Below are 19,413 nucleotides of genomic sequence, written 5' to 3'. Positions count from 1 at the left end.
CCTATTGCCCTTCGGCCTTCTCTTCCAGCGTCAGCCATTCCTCTTCGCTGGCCGATAGTTTTTCTTGCCGCTCGACCAGCGCGTCTGTCGCTTTTTGAAACTTGACCGGTTCGCGGGTAAACAATTCCGGGTCCGACATCAGCTCTTCCAGCTTGGCAATCTCAGCTTCCAGACGGGCGATTTCGGATGGCAGTTTCTCAAGCCGGTGCTTTTCTGAGAATGACAAGCCGGTTTTGGGCTTGGCATCTTGCTTTACCTTTGGCTTTGAACTCTTTGCTTTTTCTTCTTTTAGTTCTGTATGATCTCCGCGCTGCGCGATGTAATCCGACCACCCGCCAGCATACACCGTCGCACGGCCATTCCCCTCCATCGCGATGGTTGTCGTCGCAACACGGTCCAGAAAATCACGATCGTGACTCACCAACAGGACCGTACCGTCGTAGTCATCCAGCAGTTCCTGCAACAAATCCAGTGTCTCGACATCCAGATCGTTGGTCGGTTCATCCAGCACCAGCATGTTCGAGGGTTTTGCCATCAGCTTAGCCAACAACAAGCGCGCTTTTTCCCCTCCGGACAAGGACTTAACGGCCGCTCTTGCCTGCTGTTCGTCGAACAGGAATTCCTTGAGATAACCCACAACATGTTTGGGCTGACCACCAACCATCACCTGATCAGCCTTGCCAGACACTCGCATCTCGGGGTCTCCGGTCAAGCTGTCCCACAGGGTCATTTCCGGGTCCAACTGCGCGCGGGTCTGATCAAAGACCGCAACTTCCAGATTGGTTCCCAAGTTGACTGAGCCCTCGTCAGGGCTTTCCTGTCCCAGCAGGATTTTCAGCAACGTGGTTTTGCCGACGCCATTCGGCCCGACAAAGGCCACGCGATCCCCGCGCTGCACCAAAAGGTCAAAGTTGCGCACAATCTGATGATCGCCGAAGGCCTTGGATATGCCCTTGGCCTCAATCACCTTGCGCCCGGATTTTGGGCCCGATTCCAAGGCCATGGCGGCGGATCCCTGCCGCTTGATTTGCGATGCTCGCTCGGCCCGTAGCGCCTGCAACGCCCGGACACGCCCTTGATTGCGCTTGCGACGGGCGCTGATGCCTTCAACAGCCCAACGTGCCTCGGATTTGATCAGGCGATTCAGCTTGTGGCGCTGCTGGTCTTCTTCATCCCAGACCTTGTCGCGCCAGGCCTCAAAGCCCTCAAACCCCTGCTCTTGCCGCCGCACCGCACCCCGATCAATCCACAAGGTAGCGCGGGTCAAGGCGCGCAAAAACGCCCTGTCGTGAGAAATCAGAACAAAAGCCGCCCGCGTCGCGCTCAATTCACGTTCCAGCCACGCAATCGCTTCGATGTCCAGATGGTTGGTTGGTTCATCCAGCAACATCAAATCGGGTGCCTCGGCCATCAGCTTGGCCAATGCCGCGCGTCGCCGCTCCCCGCCCGAGGCGGTGTCGACTGGTCGAGCTGGATCGAACTTCAACCCCTCACCCGCACGCTCAACCTTATAAAGCTCACCGGGCTCCAATCCGCTCGAGGCATAATCGCCAAGCGTCGCGAACCCCGCCATGGTTGGATCCTGCTCCATATACCCAACCGATTTGCCCGGCGGAATCACGATATCCCCCTGATCCGCTTCAACCAGACCGGCCATCACTTTCATCAATGTGGATTTTCCAGAACCGTTGCGCCCCACCAGAGCGACGCGATCACCCGGTTGTACCACAAGGTCCAAGCCGGAAAACACTGGATCACCCCCGAAAGTCAGAGAAATGCCAGACATCTGCAACAAAGGAATTCTCGCCATGCCCGCCAGCTAAACTGGCGCGATCTAAGCGTCAACGCTTTGCCTTCACCTTTTTAGAAATACTCAAATTACCCGGCCACGGCCCGCAGCAAACGCTTGCGTGCCGGCGGAATCGTCCCGATTTCCAAGCCCGTGAACACGTGCAACGTATTCATGTGCCGATCCACCACCGCATGATCGCTGACCCAGCCGCCCATCATCAGGTAGGTGCGCAACAACGGCGGCATTCTCAGCATCGCCTTTTTAGCGTCGGGCCTGCGACGCAACCGAGAGGCAAACCGAAAAACGTCCGGCGCTTTGACCCGCGGTAACCAGCGCGTGGGGCCAAGGTGGCGATCCCGAAGCATCGCAAAAGCGTCCAGATACTCGGCAGTTTCAGTTCCGGCAAAGGAGGAGCAACCAAACAGCATTTCCACCCCATTCTGATACACATAGGCGGTCATCGCGCCCCACGCGACCCGTAATATATCGGGATCTTTCCAATCAGGGTGAACGCAGAACCGGCCCATTTCCACCATGCGACCGCTAAAATCAGCAAGGGTGGTCAGGTCATAGTATTGGGCCGAATAGCTGCGCCCGATCTCGGCACCATCTTCTATCGTCAACATGCGAAAGCAACACACCAGTTGACCGTCCGAGCGCATGTCCTCGACCAGAACATGGGCGCATAACGTATCAAAATCATCCTGATCGGGTTGCTTTGTGCCAAAGGCCAGCGTGCGCAGCGCTTGTGCAGCGGCAACATCCTTGGCCGATCGCGCCAAACGGGCCTGGTATCGCCCTTTGCTCAGCAAAACTGCCGTTGCCATGGTCGCATCCTCCGCGGTTGCTGACCGATTAGATCCTTGCGTGTTCCGTATCACACGACATGTGAATGCCGTGTGACCATCGCAAGATGTTGGCCTGAATTAGTTGGACCCAATGACATTAGCCGGGTTGAAGTTCCCGATGTTGCCCAGCAGTTGACGCAAGAACCCTTTGTCCTGCACATTCGAATCCGTCACGCGGCGCTCAAGCGGAATCACGATCCCGTCTTCCAGGCCAAACCGTTCGATATTCCTTACAACTCCGCGCTGGTCAAAGCTGATGGCTACAAGTTCGCGGGATACAACTTCGGGCTTTTTCGGGCCGTAATGACGGACACGCGACCGGACATAATAAAAACCCGAATCCTGAACGACGCCTGACGCGCCCGGCGCGCCGATGGCTTCGGTTACGCTGTCACGTGTATCCTTACCGACTTGGATTTCGGCCAATTCGTCGGCAGGTGGTACATATCCATGATTCTTGAAGATCGGCGTACATGCGCCGACAATTGCCAGGCAGGCACCAAAGACAAGCGCTTTCGTCGCCGGTTTCACCTTATTCACAACCTTCAACATGCACACCCTCTTGCCTTGGCCTCTTGCGGCTTCTATCCGATTACAGAAACCGCTGCCACGGTTCAACACAGGAAAGACTCTCGAATGAGCAACGTTACTTCATTGCGGGTGGCTGATTTGCCGCAAAACGCCCCAACAGCCTTTAACCTGCGCCCCGACGCAGAGGTGCAGAACGACATTAAGAACGAGCTTGAATTGCTTGGCCTGCGCAAACTCAGTTTTACAGGCGAGCTGCGCAGTCAGGGCAAGCGGGACTGGGCTTTGACCGGCAAATTGGGGGCAACCGTTATTCAACCCTGTGTCGTGACGCTGGAACCGGTTACGACCCGGATCGACATTCCGGTTTCCCGCGTTTTTATAGCCGAATGGACCAACCCAGACGAGCCCGAATACGAAATCCCCGAAGATGACGAAACCGAACCTTTGGGTGCAGAAATTGACCCACACCAGGTTATGATCGAGGCATTGTCGCTGGCCTTGCCACAATATCCGCGCAAGGATGGTGCCGAATTGGGGTCGACTGGTTATACCGAACCCGGCAAACAGCCAATGACAGACGCGGATGTGAAACCCTTTGCGGGATTGGCAGGATTGCGTGACGCGCTCAAAAAAGACGAGTGACAGGGGTCTGATTTCCTGTCATAGCAGGCGGTCAGAAAAAGCGCTTGAACATGTCGAGAATCGCAGTATTTTCGCGCGCTCATCGGATTTTGGGTTGGACATCGCGGGGCTCGTCCCCTAAACGCGCGTCAAACCTCGATAAAACGGAATATGAAACCCGGCTGGCAGCGAATCTGCTCGCCCTTAGTAGACAAAGGTTGAGACCATGGCTGTCCAACAGAACAAAGTTTCCAAGTCGCGCCGCAACAACCGCCGCGCGCACGACGCTCTGGTTGCTGCAAACCCGAACGAATGCGCCAACTGCGGTGAACTGAAGCGCCCGCACCACGTGTGCGCATCCTGCGGCCACTACGACGATCGTGAAGTCGTCGCACAGGCCGACGAAATCGACCTGGATGAAGACGCGGCCTAAGCCTGATCGAGCGCAGACCAGGGAATGACTGAGCAGCCCACGCAACCCGATCGGATCACCATCTCGGTTGACGCTATGGGTGGGGACGCTGGTCCATCGGTCGTCATTGCAGGGCTTGCGCGATCCGCTAAGAAAAACCCGGAGATCGGGTTCCTGCTGCACGGTCCAGAAGCTGCGCTGCGCAAACTAGTTGCCAAACGACGTGTCCTTGATGGGCGCGTCGTTTTTCGTGATTGCCCCGACGTCGTCACGATGGAGGACAAACCCAGCCAAGTTGTGCGCAATGGCAAGCAGACCTCGATGTGGTCAGCATTGGAGGCCGTGCGCGATGGTGAAGCTCATGGCGCGGTGTCCTGCGGCAATACCGGAGCGTTGATGGCGCTATCGATGATGCGCCTGCGCAAGCTACCGGGCGTGAATCGACCTGCAATTGCGATTCTTTGGCCATCGCGAAACCCGCAGGGTTTCAACGTCATGTTGGATGTCGGCGCAGATGTACGCGCTGATGCCAAGGACCTTCTTCAGTTTGCACTGATGGGCGCATCCTACGCCCGTAATGGCATGGCGCAGCACCGCCCTCGTATCGGCTTGCTGAACGTGGGCACGGAAGAACACAAAGGTCGCCCCGAGCTTAAGGAAGCGCACGGCATGATCTCGGAATTCGCGGATCAGGCAAATTTTGACTTCGTCGGTTTTGTCGAAGGCAGCGACATTCCCGGCGACAAAGCAGATGTCATTGTGACCGACGGGTTTACCGGCAACGTCGCAATCAAAACCGGCGAAGGCACAGCAAGCCTGATCGGCGATCTGCTGCGTCAGGCCTTCAAGTACAGCCCCCTGTCGCGCCTGGCATCCGTTCTTGCGATCACGTCACTGGGACGCCTGAAAAAGCGCATTGATCCGCGCCGTGTAAACGGTGGCGTATTTTTGGGGCTGAACGGCACGGTCGTGAAATCCCATGGTGGGGCCGACGAGACAGGTGTGTCAGCGGCGGTCAAGCTGGCCTTTACCCTGGCTGAGTCCGGATTTGCGGAAAAATTGGCGGCACGGGTTGCATCGACTGCCCAGCTTGCACAAGATGCCGCGCAGGCTGCGCCGCAGACCGAAAAATAACAAAAAAGGCAGTACCCCAGAATGGCAAGCCGTTCAGTTGTTGTAGGTGTCGGGCATTACTTGCCGGAACGTGTCGTCCCCAATTCCGAGTTTGAGAAAACCTTGGATACAACGGATGAGTGGATCCGCACCCGCTCGGGGATTGAGCGTCGCCACTTCGCTGCCGAAGGCGAAACAACGTCCGATCTGGCAACCAAAGCAGCCGAGGCCGCGTTGAAAGACGCGGGCCTTCAGGCCGATGACATCGATGCGATCGTTCTGGCGACGTCGACGGCTGATCTGACATTCCCGTCCGCGTCGACAATGGTTCAGGCGCGTCTGGGCATGACAAAGGGGTTTGCCTTCGACGTACAAGCAGTTTGCGCTGGTTTTGTCTTTGCCCTCAGCAACGCCAACGCACTGATCCTGTCCGGTCAGGCCAAACGCGTTCTGGTGATCGGCGCCGAGACGTTTTCGCGAATCATGGACTGGACCGACCGCTCTACCTGCGTTCTGTTCGGGGATGGCGCGGGCGCATTGGTGCTGGAAGCGCAAGAGGCTCAGGGAACCGCCGAAGACCGGGGTATCCTGTCCACCGATCTGAATTCCGACGGTCGGTACAAGGACTTGCTATATGTCGATGGCGGCGTGTCCACGCAATCAACTGGCCATTTGCGGATGCAAGGCAATCAGGTGTTTCGCCATGCCGTGGAGAAGCTGTCGAAGACCGCGGAAACGGCCCTTGCCGGCGCGGGCCTAAGCAACGCCGATGTGGACTGGATTGTCCCACATCAGGCCAATATCCGCATAATTCAGGGCACGGCCAAGAAAATGGGCCTGCCGATGGAAAATGTCGTGGTGACGGTTCAGGATCATGGCAATACGTCGGCCGCGTCGATTCCTTTGGCCATGTCTGTCGGCAAAGAGCGCGGACAAATAAAGCCCGGTGATCTGATCGTGACCGAAGCGATTGGTGGGGGTCTGGCCTGGGGTGCCGTAGTTCTGCGCTGGTGACAGGCACTTTCCAGCTTACACAGCCGCTTGCAATTCATTGATATTGACAGCGAATTTCGCATCACCCTATGCTTTGATATCAACAGGGGAAAAAGCATGGGCGACAAAACACTGACCCGAATGGATCTGAGCGAGGCCGTCTTTCGTGAAGTCGGTCTTTCACGCAATGAAAGCGCGCAACTGGTCGAAAGCGTTCTTGATCATATGTCTGACGCGCTGGTGCGTGGGGAACAGGTCAAGATTTCATCTTTTGGTACATTCAGCGTTCGGGACAAAACCGCCCGCATCGGCCGCAACCCCAAAACCGGTGAAGAAGTTCCTATTCAGCCGCGTCGCGTGCTGACCTTCCGCCCGTCGCATCTGATGAAGGATCGCGTCGCAGCCGGGAACCGCAAGTAAGTTCAGGACATAACGGTTATGAGCAAGTCGCCCGACGCCTTTCGCACCATCAGTGAAGTTGCGGATTGGCTCGGCGTTCAGGCACATGTGCTACGATTCTGGGAAAGCCGGTTCACGCAGGTGAAACCGGTCAAACGCGCTGGTGGACGTCGGTACTACCGTCCGAATGACATGCGCCTTCTGGGCGGTATCAAACGTTTGCTGCACGAGGAAGGGATTACAATCAAAGGCGTTCAACGCATTTTGCGCGAACAGGGTGTGGCTCATGTGGCCTCGCTGTCTCCAAGCCTCGATGACATGCCGGAAACGTCAGACGCAGTTGTTGTGCCCTTTTCATCCGAACAGAATGCGGCCCCAGCGGCTGAGCAAATCCATATGGATCTTGAGAATACGGATGAAACAACGGCAGTGTCTGAGGCTCGGAAACCCGCTGCCCGGGGATACCTGGACGAGGCCCCCCTGCTGGGTGGAATCGCCACGCAAGCCTGGAGCAAAACCGAATTTGACGATCAGCTTTTGCGCCAGATTGCACCGGTTGCCAAAGAATTGCGTACCCTGTTGAATCGAATTGAGAACCGGGCGGCAGGATAGGTACAAAGGCTTTGTTTTCCTCTTGCCCCTGCCGGGAAAGTCTTTATGAACACCTCAACGTCGGGCTATGGCGCAGCCTGGTAGCGCGTCCGTCTGGGGGACGGAAGGTCGCAGGTTCGAGTCCTGCTAGCCCGACCAAATCACACCGACGTTTATGGCAGACAGGCCAGATCCTCCTCTGTCGCAGAGGGGAATAGAATGACAGGCGTGTGCCCTAACCAGCAGATCGAAGCAATGATCGGGCGTGGCGAAATCTCGGCCAGCCCAGACGTTTTGCCTGCGCAAATTCAGCCGGCCAGCCTTGACCTTCGTTTGGGAACAGTGGCTTACCGGGTGCGCGCCTCGTTCCTGGCTGGCGAGGGCCGAACGGTTGCAGATCGCCTGACAGAGTTTGAGATGCATCGCATCGATATCAGCGGCGGGGCCGTTCTGGAAAAGGGCTGCGTCTATCTTGTGCCGCTTATGGAGTCGCTCGCGCTTCCATCCGGCACAAATGCTGTGGCCAATGCCAAAAGCTCGACCGGTCGATTGGACTTGCTGACCCGCACGATCACCGATGGCGGCACCGAGTTTGACCGGGTGCCCTCAGGATACACCGGCCCGCTATATGCTGAGATATGTCCGCGTTCCTTCTCGGTGCTGGTGCGGCCCGGCATGCGGCTGAACCAGATCCGGTTCCGTCAGGGTCAGGCCGTTTTGTCAGATGATGAGCTGAATACACTACATGCAGACTCGCCCTTGGTGGACGGACCCGCCGTGATTCAAGACGGGTTAGGGTTTTCGGTAGACCTGCAATTGCCGGGCACCGATCTGGTTGGATACCGCGCCAAACCACATACAGGCGTGATCGATCTGGATCGCATCGGTGGATATGATCCGCAGGATTACTGGGAAGAAGTGCGCACCAAGGACGGGCGTATCATCCTGGACCCCGGTGCTTTCTACATCCTTGTCAGCCGCGAAGCCGTGCATATCCCACCCTTGTATGCAGCCGAAATGGCCCCCTATCTGGCGATGGTTGGCGAGTTTCGCGTGCACTATGCAGGCTTCTTTGATCCCGGTTTTGGCCATGCCGAAGCAGGTGGCGCAGGATCGCGCGGCGTGCTGGAAGTACGCTGTCACGAAGCGCCCTTTGTGCTGGAGCACGGGCAAGTTGTTGGCAGGCTGGTTTATGAACGCATGGCCGAAATGCCAACGCAGCTATACGGTGCCGGCATTGCCTCAAACTATCAAGGCCAGGGTTTGAAGCTGTCTAAACACTTCAAAGCTCCAGGCTGATCTTCAGAACCTCATGAATCGTCGCATCTGACGTGTCAGTTGCTGCACCTGTTTCATGTTCTGTTTTTGCCGCCCTGAGCTGTCTGCCATTTGGCGCTTGGCTTCAGGATCACTGGGTGGCGCGGATGTCTGGCCAGGTTTACGGGTGGTCCGATCAGCCAGATCAAACCCTTTGTCCACACCCCGTGTGACTAGGCGGCGTACCACCTGTCGCACGATCATGTCGATGATCCGATTTGCGTTCATCTGTTCAACTCCGGTTCCCTGACCCACAACATAAGCGATCTGTACGGCAACAAAAGGGCCGTGCGATCACTCTTCTTCGAACAGTTCGGTTTGATCCTCGTCCGCTTCGTCGTCGCTTCCCTCGCCAATGGGCATCGCGCCCGGAGGCGGCCGGTTTTCCAGCAGTCCAGCGGCACGCAATTCCTTGAGACCCGGCAAATCACGCGCGTTTTCCAACCCGAAATGGTCCAGAAATTGCGGGGTAACCACAAACGTCACCGGACGGCCCGGTGTCATGCGACGGCGGCCCAGACGAATCCACTCCATTTCAAGGAGTTGATCAATGGTTCCACGCGACACCGACACGCCCCGGATCTCTTCGATTTCGGCCCGGGTACAGGGCTGATGATAGGCTACAATAGCCAAAGTTTCGATCGCGGCCCGGCTAAGCTTGCGGGTTTCAGCGGTTTCCTTTTGCATCAGGAACCCCAGGTCGGGGGCGGTTCGAATGGCCCAGGCCTCACCCACCTTGACCACACGCACACCGCGCCCTTCATAGCGCTTTTGCAGAACTTCCACCGCTTGCGCCGCGTCGCTGCCATGAGGCATCCGTACTTCGAGATCGGCAATCGTCACGGGTTCAGCACTGGCAAATAACACAGCCTCGACCATACGCTCCTGCTCAGCCAGCGGAGGCGCCTCGAACAGGGTGCCGGTGCCATCGTCTTTGGGGGCGTCAGTCAAGTCTCGGTCCTCTTGCGCAGTTGGATCGGCGCAAAGCTCTCGCTTTGCTTCATCTCCATATGTCCTTCTTTCACCAACTCCAGCGAGGCTGCAAACGTCGCCGCAGTGGCCGAGCGCTTGCGCACCGGATCAGCATCCCAGCCCTCGGGCAGATAGGTTTCCATATCAGTCCAGGTTCCGGCGAATCCGATCAGCGGGCGCATCCGTTCCAGCGCCTGTTCCATCGTGAACACCGCGTCACGGTCCATAACAAAGGGTCGGAATTCATCGCGCGTGCGAATGCGGGCATAGCCCTGCATCAGGTCCAACAACGTGGCAGAATACGTTACTGTACGGATGCGGGTGACATCTTCGCCCTGCCCGCGCCGGAAGAAATCTCGCCCCAGTTGATCGCGCGCCATCAGGCGCGCCGCCGCATCGCGCATGGCCTGCAGACGTTCCAGTTGAAATGCCAGATGTGCGGCCAGTTCTTCGCCAGATGGACCTTCGTCATCCAGGTCAGGCGGCAGCAACAAGCGCGATTTCAGGAAGGCAAGCCATGCTGCCATCACCAGATAATCCGCTGCCAATTCAATCCGCAACGCACGGGCCTTTTCAACAAAGGCCAAATACTGCTGAGCCAGGGCAAGAACCGAAATCTTGCGCAGATCAACCTTTTGCGTCCGTGACAATGTCAGCAGCACATCAAGCGGGCCTTCGAACCCGTCCACATCGACAATCAGCGCCTCGGCTGCAAGCCGATCCGCAACCGAGACCGGGTCTTCACTGAAAAGGTTATCGTTCATACACCTGCCCGCCCATTAGGCGGGATAGTTCCGCCTCGGCGGCCTGTATGTCAAGTTCCTGAGGGGCTTTGCGCATAGCCAAAGCCCGTTCCGCGCGGGATTGCGCCGTGTCGGTCATTTGACCAGCGGCCTCCATGACTTCGGAGCGTTCGGACAATGTTCCGTTACAATGAAGCACCAGATCACACCCCGCCTGCAACGACAGCCCTGCCAGCTCGGACAGTGATCCGCTGAGCGCTTTCATCGAGATGTCATCGGTCATCACCAGACCATCGAACCCGATCTTATCGCGGATCAAGTTCATCATCGGGGCAGATATCGTCGCTGGCTGCGGGTCGATCTGATCGTATACCAAATGCGCCGTCATACCCATTGGTAGATCATTCAGCGCGCGAAACGGGGCGAAATCATTGTGCTCCAGCTCATCCAGCGACAGATTCACATGTGGCAGATCATGGTGACTGTCCAACGTCGCGCGGCCGTGGCCCGGGATGTGCTTTACAACCGGCAAGACGCCGCCATCCAGATGCCCTTGCGCGACGGAGCGGCCAATCCGGGAGGCGGCCTTGGCATCTGACCCGTAACAGCGGTTGCGCAAAAACGCATGTGTTTCCGGCTGAGCGATATCCACCATTGGGGCGCAATTGCTGTCGATCCCCAGAGAAAAAAGTTCATCCGCTATCAGACGATACCGCAGGTACATGGCCCTCTCGGCTTCATCCCCAGCCTGCCTGGCATGATCCAGCGGCGGTCTCCATTCGCGCGCTAAAGGTGCGCGCAGGCGCTGTACCCGTCCGCCTTCCTGATCAATGGTGATCGGGCAATTGCGCCCGACCGCCTCGCGGAAGTCGTCGCACAAGGCCCGCACCTGATCCGCGCTTTCGATATTGCGAGTAAACAGGATAAACCCGAACGGGTTCATCTGGCGGAACAAGGCCCGTTCTTCCGGATTTAGACGCAGACCCTCGGCATCGGTGATCGTGGCACCGAATGTCACCGTACGGCCACCGGGATGCAATCAGCGCCTTGGGCAACCAGAGCGGCACAGAATTGGCGCGAGTCGCTCAGGTCTTCGAACCCAAGCACGCGCAGTCGGTAGAAGGTGCGGCCGCCACTTGAAGTTTGCTGAATAACGCGCTGTTTTCCATCCATATATTCACCAAATCTACCGTCAAACCGCGCCCATTCCGCCTTTGCAACTTCCGCGCTTTCATACGCGCCGAGCTGCGCCATGCGTGTGCCCTTGCTCAGGGTGTCGGGATCGACATCCAGACCAGCAGCGGCTTTGACGGCTGCGTTGATCGCGTCTTCAGAACTTTCGCTTGGCGACACGCTGCCGCTGAGCGCACGGGCCGGACGGTTATGTGGTCGCAAGGACCGCCGCACGCCCGGCAGCGCTGCAATAGCTGGATCAGGGAGCGATGCGGCCAGATCCGCCGGATCAATGGCCGGCTCTTCTTCGGGTGTTACCAGTGCGGCCAGTTGAACCCCTTGCTCTGCCGGGTGACCAGATGCATTGGCTTGTCCAGCCAGCTCTGCAACCAGAGCATCCACGGCATTCTGGCGCAATTCGGCAGCCTCATTGTTGGAAATCGGCTCCTCAACAACATGCAGCGCGGGCGTCGGCTTCAATTCACCCGCTGGCAAATCTTCATCTGTGAGAGAGACCGGGCGCGGCGCGAGGATCAAACGATCCGCCGGGGCCGCGGCCGACCCTTCCGCGGCGACCGCGTTAACTGCAAGACCTTGATGATCGGCGGGTGTTCCACCCGGGTTTTCGGGTTGAATGCGCATCGGCCCTTCCGCCGCGCGCACAACGGGCACCCCGCTGACATCGCGCATCACCAGTTGGTATCCCCAAACCGCAACACCTGCGACCAGCGCCAGCGAGGCAACGGCGCCCAACATATTAATAGCGCGTGCCAGCCCGGCTGCGCCGCGCGGGGCCTCATAATCCTGCATACCTTCGGGATAACCATACGCATCGTCAGAATACGCTTGATTCGTGTATTGCATCTGCTCGGGGCGCGCTTGCCCCGAGTAATCGTAACTCGACATATCCGCCTCACTGCCCGGTTGCGCCTTAAAAAACGGTGCGCGGGTCATTTCTTGTCTGCCTCAGGCCGGCGGTTCGGGCGGTATTGGTTACCGCATCTCCTGCGCCGGAGTAACGCCAAGAATACCCAAGCCCGCTGAAATCACAACAGAAACGGAGCGGGCCAGTGCGATTTTTGACTGACTTGTGGCCACATCGCCATCCTGAATGAAGCGCAATTGGGTTTCTTCGTTGCCCTTATTCCACAATGCATGGAAATCCCCTGCAAGTTCATACAGATAGAAGGCAACGCGGTGCGGTTCATTAGTGCGCGCGGCGATCTCGACCAGCCGTGGCCATTCGGCCAGTTTCTTGGCGACAGTTAGCTCAGACGCGTGATCAATCTTGCCAAAGTCGGCGCCTTTAAGTGTGGTATCCTCCGCGTCTATCCCAGCCACAGCCGCGCGACGCAGCACGCTCATGACCCGGGCATGGGCATATTGCACGTAGAACACCGGGTTCTCGCGGCTCTGCTCCAGCACCTTGTCGAAATCGAAATCCAGCGGCGCGTCGTTCTTACGGGTCAGCATGACAAAACGCGTCACATCCGGCCCGACCTGATCGACCACATCGCGGAGGGTGACAAAGTTCCCTGCCCGTTTCGACATCTTGAACGGCTCGCCGTTCTTCCACAGTTTCACCAACTGGGTCAGCTTGATATCCAGCGATACCTGACCATCGGACAGGGCTGACACAGCCGCCTTCATCCGTTTGACATAGCCACCATGGTCCGCACCGAACACATCGATCAGCGCGTCAAACCCACGGCTCACCTTGTCGTAGTGATAGGCGATATCCGGGGCGAAATAGGTCCAGCTGCCATCTGACTTCTTGACCGGGCGGTCTACGTCGTCGCCGTGTTCAGTCGATTTGAACAGTGTCTGCTCGCGCGGCTCCCAATCCTCGGGCTTTTTGCCTTTGGGTGGCTCCAGCACGCCTTCATAGATCAGCCCCTTGTCGGTCAGTGACTTCAGCGCAGCCTCGATCCGGCCCGTGCCATAGAGCGACTTTTCCGAGAAGAACACGTCCATCTCGACACCCAGCGCCTTCAGATCGGCGCGGATTAGGTCCATCATCGCCTCGGTTGAGAACTCACGCAGATCTTCCAGCCAGTCGCTTTCGGGCTTGTCGACCAGGCTGTTGCCATATTTCTCTTTCAACGCCTCACCGATCGGGATCAGGTAGTCGCCGGGATAGAGCCCTTCGGCAATCTCGGGGCTTAGACCGTTGGCTTCGCGGTACCGCTCATACGCTGACCGTGCCAACACATCCACCTGTGCGCCGCCGTCGTTGATGTAGTATTCGCGTGTCACGTCATGGCCCGAATAGGCCAGAAGGCTTGCCAGCGCATCGCCAAACACAGCACCCCGCGTATGACCTACATGTAAGGGACCGGTAGGGTTGGCCGAAACGTATTCCACGTTGACCTTTTGCCCATGCCCCATGGTCGAGCGACCATAATCCGTGCCTTGTTCCAACACCGCGGCAAGAACGCCTTGCCAAACCGATGGCGCAAGCCGCAGGTTCAGAAAGCCGGGCCCTGCCACTTCGGCGCTGGTGATCCGGTCATCCGCCGCTAGTTTCCCGGCCAACAGATCGGCAATGTCGCGCGGCTTCATCTTGGCAGGCTTCGCCAACACCATCGCCGCATTTGTCGCCATGTCTCCATGTGCCGCGTCACGCGGCGGTTCGACCGCCACGTTGTCAAAGCTAAGCCCTTCGGGCAGAGCGCCTTCGGACTGCATCTGTGCCAGCGCGTCCAGCACCAGGCCGCGGATCTCGGAAAACAGGTTCATTTCGGATGTCCTTTTGCTTGCCGGGCGGTTTACCACGCAAGGCGGCAAGGTCAATGCAAGCGATCGGTTTGGGCTTGGTTTCGCGTCAAAGCTCGCTAATCTCGGCATAAACTCAGGAACCGGAGATCGATCCATGCGCCTTACACTGCCGCTAAGCCTACTGCTGACCGCTGCGACACCGGTATGGGCTGAAATGCCCGCCCCGCAAGGCCACGTGTTGTTAACGCTGGGCGGCGCCGTGACCCAGACAAACCTGCCCGCGCGCGACGAAAATGATGGCGGATTGCTTGGATATCTTGAAGTCCAGCATAACGGCGGCGCGGGGTTTGACGCCGCGATGCTGGATCAGCTTGAGCAAGTCGAGATCACAATCACCTATGGCCCAGAAGGCAACCAACGCGACATCGCCTTTTCCGGCCCACACCTTTCAGAAGTTATGAAAGTGGCAGGGGCCGAGGGCACAACGGCCATGCCTATGGCCATGGACGGCTATCAGGCGGAGATTCCATGGGACAGCATCACTGCACATCAACCGATTGTCGCAACCCATGCGGATGGTGCGCCTATGGGAATCGGTGGCTACGGTCCGACAATGATTGTTTTTCCACCCACTGATGACGCCGGTCTTGCGCAAGAACAATCCGGGCAACAGGTGTGGGCACTAGCCTATATCGGGGTTGAGTGATCAGCCCCCAATAAGCCGCGCATGATCCTGCAACGCGAAGCGATCCGTCATACCCGCAATATAGTCCGAGACAATTCGCGCCAGCGCCGTCTCACTACCTGCCGCCTCAATATCGCTATGCCACCGCGCAGGCATTTGTTTGGGGTCGCTGAGGTAGATGGGAAATAGATCTTCGACGACTTTGCTCACCTCGTCCCGAACGGTCATGACGCTGGGCGCCCGGTACATCCGCGTGAACAAAAAGGCCCTGATTTCCTTCAGTTGCACCCAAAGGTCATTGGAAAACCGGATCACCGGGTAGCCAATGTTACGAATTTCTTCGACCGTTTGCGCACCTGAACCGACAAGCAAATCACTCGATGTGTCGATAACGTCAGCCACCATAACGCCGAACACGCGGCGCAACGCCTCGTGACGGCGGCGGTAAGCTTCTAAACCGGGGTATTTTAGGTCCACTTCAGCATAACAATCCCCAACAATAGGCAATTGCCGGATATCGTCATCCGAGAACAGCCCAGCCCTCAGCCCGTCCAGCAGATCGTGGTTGTTATAGGCGACGTCATCTGACAACGCCGCGACCTGCGCCTCAGCACTGGCATGCGTGTGCAATTCCAGATCAAAGTGTTCATTGAACTCCGCCAGGGCCCAAGGCAGTTCACCCAGCACCGGGCCGTTGTGTTTGGCAATACCCTCAAGGCACTCCCAAGTCAGATTACAGCCATCGAAACCGGCATAGTGACGTTCCAGTTTGGTCACGATTCGAATGGCTTGGGCATTGTGGTCGAACCCGCCATAGGGCGCCATCAGCGCGTGCAACGCATCTTCACCAGTGTGGCCAAATGGTGTGTGCCCAAGGTCATGCGCCAAGGCAACCGCTTCGGTCAATTCGGGGTTCAGCCCCAACGCACCCGCAATCGTACGCGCCACCTGCGCCACTTCGATCGAATGGGTCAGCCGCGTGCGGTAGTTATCGCCTTCATGTTCCACAAACACCTGCGTTTTGTGTTTGAGCCGTCGGAAGGCACTTGCATGGATGATCCGGTCCCGGTCGCGCTGAAAGCATGTCCGGAAACTGCTTTCTTCCTCTGGTACAAGCCGCCCCCTTGCGCGGCCTGGATCAGAGGCAAAACCTGCTCGCTCCAATGGTCTTGTCCTTGTCGCCTGTCCTTGCACTTTCTATATTGTAGAGCGTAGAGGAAAGAAACCTTTGGAGTCCGGCATGAATCTGCCCCCATCAGTCACAGAACGCGCCTTTGAACGCCTTGCCGAAATCGGCGCAGCGGATCAGGGTCAGGCCCTGCGCGTCGCAGTGGAAGGCGGCGGGTGTTCCGGATTTCAATACGAAATCGCGCTGGATGAGCCGAAAGAGGATGACCTTGTGCTGGAAGGCAAAGGTCAGAAGGTGATCGTAGATTCGATTTCGCTGCCATTTCTCGAAAACGCCGTCATCGATTTCACCCAGGAACTGATCGGCGCGCGCTTTGTGATCAACAATCCCAATGCCACCTCATCCTGCGGCTGCGGCACATCCTTTTCCATGTGATCGCCAATTGGGGGCTTTGCCCCCAAACCCCCAGGATATTTTCAGCCAGATGAAGCAGGGGTCTGCTCTCCGACCGTTACGCCGGAGAGCTTCACCTGGCACGGTCATCGGCGTCCCCGCCTGTACCGCATACACTTGGTCAAATAAATTGGTTAAGAATGCGTTTCTTCATCTGGCCAAAAGTATCCCGGAGCGCGAGGCAGAGCCTCGCAACATCGCCTAGCAACTTGCCGTTGGTTCTAATCTGGGCGATAGGTTGCCATAGTGTTTCGGAGGATTGCGCATGAAAATCGCCACATTCAACATCAATGGCATCAAGGCGCGGGCCGAGGCTCTGCCGCGCTGGTTGGATGATGCGCAGCCCGACGTCGTTCTGCTGCAGGAAATCAAGTCGATTGACGAGAACTTCCCCCGCGAGCTGTTCGAAGAGCGCGGGTACAATGTCGAAACCCACGGGCAGAAAAGCTTTAACGGTGTGGCGATCTTGTCGAAGTTCCCGCTCGAGGATGTCACGCGCGGCCTTCCCGGTGATGACGAAGATGAACAGGCGCGCTGGATCGAGGCGACGGTCATTGGCAAGCAAGCTTTGCGAATTTGTGGGTTGTATCTGCCAAATGGCAACCCTGTGCCTGGACCAAAATACGAGTATAAACTGGCATGGATGGAACGCCTGTACGACCGGGCGCGCGACTTGCTGGCCAGCGAAGACGCAGCTTTGATGGCTGGCGACTACAATATCATTCCGCAAGCCGAGGACGCCAAACGCCCGGATGCGTGGCGTGAGGATGCGTTGTTCCGGCCCGAAAGCCGCGCGGCGTTTCGCATGATTTTAAACCTGGGGTTCACCGAAGCCTTCCGGGCGCGTACCAACGGGCCTGGTCACTATTCTTTCTGGGACTACCAGGCGGGTGCATGGAACAAGAATGACGGTATTCGCATCGATCATTTCCTGCTGACTCCGCAGGCCGCAGACCTCATGCGGGATTGTCAGATCGACGCTGAGGTTCGAGGGCATGAGAAACCCTCAGATCATGTTCCCGTCTGGGTCAATCTCGATCTGTGATCGCTCAGGCGGTTGCGTCGTAGCTGTAGATCCAGTCGTATCGGCGCCCCAATCGACCTCCGAACGCCGTCAGAGCCATTTGGGCTGCAATGCGCGCGGGTCCGCGCAAGTGAAAGTTTCGCGCATTGGCTGAGGCCAATTCGACAACCTTCCGAGCCCGTGCTGTGCGTGCGGCCTCATAGGCGCTCAATGCATCGGCAACATCGTTGCCTTCAAAAGACCGCGCCAAAATCCATGCATCCTCAAGCGCAAGGCATGCGCCCTGGGCCATGAACGGCAACGTCGGATGCGCCGCATCCCCAAGCAGAGCGACGCGCCCGTTCTGCCATTTTCGCGCGACCGGACGCAGGAACAAAGCCCAGAGATAAGTATCCTGAACCTCCTGCAATACGTCGTTCACTTTGCCGCCAAAATCCGAAAACCGTGCGCGTAGATCGTTCGGATCGCCTTTCAAACGCCAGCCTTCGCCTTGCCAATCCGACCTCTCTTCGATGGCAACGATATTGAGAAGGCTCTGATCGCGCAGCGGATAGGTTACCACGTGGCGCCCGGGCCCCATGGTCAGATGCGCTTTGGGCAGTTTCGACACGCGATCCCACGGTATCGTCGCACGCCACGCCACTTGGTTGGTGAAACCAAGGATTTCCTCTCCGTTCAGGATGGGGCGGATCGCGCTGCGGCCACCATCTGCTGCAACCACAAAATCCACCGGCAGGATATCCCCAGTGGCCAATAGTATTTCGGCTCTTTCAGGGTGTTCATTGATTTCCTGAACTTTACTGCCAAGGCGAACCTCAACACCAACCTCACCTGCGGATTTGAGCAGCAGGTCAATCAGATCCGCCCGGTGGTAGTAGTATGTCGGACCGGCAGCGGGCTCTCCGATCCGGCTGATAAAGCGCCCGGATTTGTAGTCGCGCAGGATCGTACCGTAGGACCGTTGCCCCATATCAGGACCGTCGCCGAGAACACCCAACGCCTTGAGAACGGTCAGGCCGTTTGCACTGATCTGCAAACCAGCCCCGACTTCAGCGATTTCAGGCGCCTGTTCCAGAACGACAACATCGGCACCCTTTTGACGCAACACAATCGCAGCCGCCAAGCCGCCAATTCCGGCGCCAACAACGCCGACTTTCAGATTTTCAACATTCATAAGGCAGACTTATCGCACAAAAAACGCCGGAGCCATAAGCCCCGGCGTATTTGCTTCGCCAAATCCGAGCGATCAATCGTCGCGGTGGACTTTCTCGCGGCGTTCATGGCGTTCCTGTGCCTCAAGCGTCATGGTCGCGATCGGACGAGCATCCAGACGCTTCAGCGAGATAGGATCACCTGTTTTTTCGCAATACCCATACTCACCCTCGTCGATCCGACGCAATGCGGAATCAATCTTGGACACAAGCTTGCGTTGACGATCCCGCGTACGCAGCTCCAGCGCACGGTCGGTCTCTTCGCTTGCGCGGTCAGCTACATCGGGAATGTTGCGGGTATTGTCCTGCAATCCTTCGATCGTGTCGCGGCTGCCTGCTAAAAGTTCAGTCTTCCAATCGAGCAGCTTGCGACGAAAATACTCAAGCTGTCGATCATTCATGAACGGTTCATCTTCGGCCGGGCGATAATCTTCCGGCAGAAAAACTTCCTGCTTCATATTGGCTCCCTTGGTATGGCCAGAAACGTCGGTCGCGGTCGTTTCACCTGACATTTGGCACCCCCTTCTGCGCAGCGTTTATCCGACGCGCGTAAGAATGTCACTACACAAACGTCGCACCGATACGCCGTTAGTCGGGCCTGTCTAAATATGAGACTTAAAACAACAAAACCTTGTTTTTCTGTGAAATTCAGCAGGCGATTTCAAGGCAATTTTCATGTGCTGCATGA

At 57.5% G+C, this 19,413-nt stretch carries 22 protein-coding genes and 1 tRNA gene; 11 read left to right on the top strand and 12 right to left on the bottom strand.

Translation table 11 applies throughout. The features are described from left to right. Position 1: 1 nt before the first annotated feature. The 3 genes from ACR0BU_RS09240 to ACR0BU_RS09230 form a co-directional block, all read right to left on the bottom strand. Positions 2–1,810, bottom strand: a complete 1,809-nt coding sequence (locus ACR0BU_RS09240; protein ID WP_480736937.1) for an ABC-F family ATP-binding cassette domain-containing protein — start codon at positions 1,808–1,810, stop codon at positions 2–4. A 68-nt stretch (positions 1,811–1,878) separates the two neighbouring features. Continuing rightward, positions 1,879–2,619, bottom strand: a complete 741-nt coding sequence (locus ACR0BU_RS09235) for a GNAT family N-acetyltransferase (protein WP_480736935.1) — start codon at positions 2,617–2,619, stop codon at positions 1,879–1,881. A 99-nt stretch (positions 2,620–2,718) separates the two neighbouring features. Continuing rightward, positions 2,719–3,192 carry an outer membrane protein assembly factor BamE gene (locus tag ACR0BU_RS09230; protein ID WP_299075923.1) on the bottom strand — a complete coding sequence of 158 codons (474 nt, stop codon included), beginning with the start codon at positions 3,190–3,192 and terminating at the stop codon, positions 2,719–2,721. Between the two features lie 84 nt (positions 3,193–3,276). On the opposite strand from ACR0BU_RS09230, the gene ACR0BU_RS09225 reads away from it, so the two are divergent. The 8 genes from ACR0BU_RS09225 (at position 3,277) to ACR0BU_RS09190 (ending at position 8,599) form a co-directional block, all read left to right on the top strand. Then, entirely contained in the window at positions 3,277–3,813 is a 537-nt protein-coding gene (locus ACR0BU_RS09225) for a YceD family protein (RefSeq protein WP_480736933.1), read from the top strand. 205 nt (positions 3,814–4,018) lie between these two features. Continuing rightward, positions 4,019–4,225, top strand: coding sequence for a 50S ribosomal protein L32 (gene rpmF / locus ACR0BU_RS09220; protein WP_037316137.1), 207 nt, complete (start codon positions 4,019–4,021; stop codon positions 4,223–4,225). A gap of 24 nt (positions 4,226–4,249) precedes the next feature. Beyond that, entirely contained in the window at positions 4,250–5,338 is a 1,089-nt protein-coding gene (gene plsX, locus ACR0BU_RS09215) for a phosphate acyltransferase PlsX (protein WP_299075929.1), read from the top strand. A gap of 21 nt (positions 5,339–5,359) precedes the next feature. Next, positions 5,360–6,331 carry a beta-ketoacyl-ACP synthase III gene (locus ACR0BU_RS09210; RefSeq protein ID WP_480736931.1) on the top strand — a complete coding sequence of 324 codons (972 nt, stop codon included), beginning with the start codon at positions 5,360–5,362 and terminating at the stop codon, positions 6,329–6,331. A gap of 96 nt (positions 6,332–6,427) precedes the next feature. Beyond that, a complete protein-coding gene (gene ihfA, locus ACR0BU_RS09205; protein WP_120633007.1) occupies positions 6,428–6,730 on the top strand; it encodes an integration host factor subunit alpha in 303 nt (100 codons plus the stop codon). Positions 6,731–6,748: 18 nt separating this feature from the next. Continuing rightward, positions 6,749–7,321 carry a MerR family transcriptional regulator gene (locus tag ACR0BU_RS09200; protein ID WP_480736929.1) on the top strand — a complete coding sequence of 191 codons (573 nt, stop codon included), beginning with the start codon at positions 6,749–6,751 and terminating at the stop codon, positions 7,319–7,321. A gap of 61 nt (positions 7,322–7,382) precedes the next feature. Then, a tRNA-Pro gene (locus ACR0BU_RS09195) sits at positions 7,383–7,459 on the top strand. Between the two features lie 60 nt (positions 7,460–7,519). Continuing rightward, a complete protein-coding gene (locus tag ACR0BU_RS09190; protein WP_300066705.1) occupies positions 7,520–8,599 on the top strand; it encodes a 2'-deoxycytidine 5'-triphosphate deaminase in 1,080 nt (359 codons plus the stop codon). Between the two features lie 3 nt (positions 8,600–8,602). On the opposite strand, the gene ACR0BU_RS09185 is transcribed toward ACR0BU_RS09190, so the two are convergent. The 6 genes from ACR0BU_RS09185 to argS all read right to left on the bottom strand — a co-directional run bounded on the left by ACR0BU_RS09185 (position 8,603) and on the right by argS (position 14,244). Beyond that, entirely contained in the window at positions 8,603–8,845 is a 243-nt protein-coding gene (locus ACR0BU_RS09185) for a hypothetical protein (protein ID WP_298935969.1), read from the bottom strand. A gap of 66 nt (positions 8,846–8,911) precedes the next feature. After that, on the bottom strand, positions 8,912–9,568 hold the full coding sequence (gene scpB, locus ACR0BU_RS09180) for an SMC-Scp complex subunit ScpB (protein WP_480736928.1): 657 nt from the start codon (positions 9,566–9,568) through the stop codon (positions 8,912–8,914). Next, complete coding sequence (locus ACR0BU_RS09175) at positions 9,565–10,353, bottom strand: segregation and condensation protein A (RefSeq protein ID WP_480736927.1); 789 nt, start codon at positions 10,351–10,353, stop codon at positions 9,565–9,567. Before ACR0BU_RS09175 ends, scpB begins: the two co-directional genes overlap by 4 nt. Continuing rightward, the gene (nagZ, locus tag ACR0BU_RS09170; protein ID WP_480736925.1) at positions 10,343–11,350 is read right to left on the bottom strand and encodes a beta-N-acetylhexosaminidase; all 1,008 of its coding nucleotides are present in this window, start codon (positions 11,348–11,350) and stop codon (positions 10,343–10,345) included. The genes ACR0BU_RS09175 and nagZ overlap by 11 nt, the downstream gene beginning before the upstream one ends. Beyond that, the gene (locus ACR0BU_RS09165; RefSeq protein WP_480736924.1) at positions 11,347–12,459 is read right to left on the bottom strand and encodes an SPOR domain-containing protein; all 1,113 of its coding nucleotides are present in this window, start codon (positions 12,457–12,459) and stop codon (positions 11,347–11,349) included. The genes nagZ and ACR0BU_RS09165 overlap by 4 nt, the downstream gene beginning before the upstream one ends. Positions 12,460–12,498: 39 nt before the next feature. Beyond that, positions 12,499–14,244 (bottom strand): arginine--tRNA ligase, encoded by a 1,746-nt coding sequence (gene argS / locus ACR0BU_RS09160; protein ID WP_480736922.1) that lies wholly within the window; start codon positions 14,242–14,244, stop codon positions 12,499–12,501. Between the two features lie 133 nt (positions 14,245–14,377). On the opposite strand from argS, the gene ACR0BU_RS09155 reads away from it, so the two are divergent. Beyond that, positions 14,378–14,929, top strand: coding sequence for a putative pterin-binding protein (locus ACR0BU_RS09155; RefSeq protein ID WP_480736921.1), 552 nt, complete (start codon positions 14,378–14,380; stop codon positions 14,927–14,929). On the opposite strand, the gene ACR0BU_RS09150 is transcribed toward ACR0BU_RS09155, so the two are convergent. Continuing rightward, positions 14,930–16,072, bottom strand: coding sequence for a deoxyguanosinetriphosphate triphosphohydrolase (locus ACR0BU_RS09150; protein ID WP_480736920.1), 1,143 nt, complete (start codon positions 16,070–16,072; stop codon positions 14,930–14,932). 76 nt (positions 16,073–16,148) lie between these two features. Here ACR0BU_RS09150 and ACR0BU_RS09145 point away from each other — a divergent pair, with 76 nt between their 5' ends. Continuing rightward, positions 16,149–16,472: a HesB/IscA family protein gene (locus ACR0BU_RS09145; protein ID WP_120632998.1), complete on the top strand. Its 324-nt coding sequence runs from the start codon at positions 16,149–16,151 to the stop codon at positions 16,470–16,472. Between the two features lie 283 nt (positions 16,473–16,755). After that, positions 16,756–17,535 (top strand): exodeoxyribonuclease III, encoded by a 780-nt coding sequence (gene xth / locus ACR0BU_RS09140; protein WP_480736918.1) that lies wholly within the window; start codon positions 16,756–16,758, stop codon positions 17,533–17,535. A gap of 4 nt (positions 17,536–17,539) precedes the next feature. On the opposite strand, the gene ACR0BU_RS09135 is transcribed toward xth, so the two are convergent. Both ACR0BU_RS09135 and dksA read right to left on the bottom strand, forming a co-directional pair. Further along, positions 17,540–18,688, bottom strand: a complete 1,149-nt coding sequence (locus ACR0BU_RS09135; protein ID WP_480736917.1) for an FAD-dependent monooxygenase — start codon at positions 18,686–18,688, stop codon at positions 17,540–17,542. Between the two features lie 72 nt (positions 18,689–18,760). Then, positions 18,761–19,183, bottom strand: a complete 423-nt coding sequence (gene dksA, locus ACR0BU_RS09130; protein ID WP_120632936.1) for an RNA polymerase-binding protein DksA — start codon at positions 19,181–19,183, stop codon at positions 18,761–18,763. Positions 19,184–19,413: the final 230 nt, after the last annotated feature.

Source organism: Ruegeria sp. CK2, from assembly GCF_056536585.1.
This window is presented reverse-complemented; position numbering and strand designations above follow the sequence as displayed.